This is a genomic window from Prevotella sp. HMSC077E09 (assembly GCF_001814685.1).
Lineage (GTDB): Bacteria > Bacteroidota > Bacteroidia > Bacteroidales > Bacteroidaceae > Prevotella > Prevotella oris.
In genome coordinates this window covers 1-223 of the sequence record NZ_KV817566.1, presented here as the reverse complement: position 1 = coordinate 223, position 223 = coordinate 1, and the positions used below count along the sequence as shown (strand labels likewise).

1 pseudogene is annotated in these 223 nt (G+C 44.4%); it reads left to right on the top strand.

What is annotated here, in order from left to right:
- Window positions 1-164 (top strand): annotated as a pseudogene (locus HMPREF2983_RS13510) (mobilization protein); the annotation flags it as partial.
- Window positions 165-223: the final 59 nt, after the last annotated feature.

The window sequence follows — 223 nt, the reverse complement described above, 5'->3', positions numbered from 1 at the left end:
GTACAGTGGCAGACACCATTGTTAGTGCAGCCGATGAAGTTGTGGAAGGATTAGGCGATTTGATTACACCATCCACACAGGGCAATGACTATGCTGAAACAGCGTGGCAGCGCAAGCTCAGGAACCAAGCCAACAGAAAGAAAAAACGTGGAAGAGGATTATAACTCACGCCTAAGAAAAAATGCAGAAAGAAGAATATCTCATCAAGAACGCTTGTTATTCG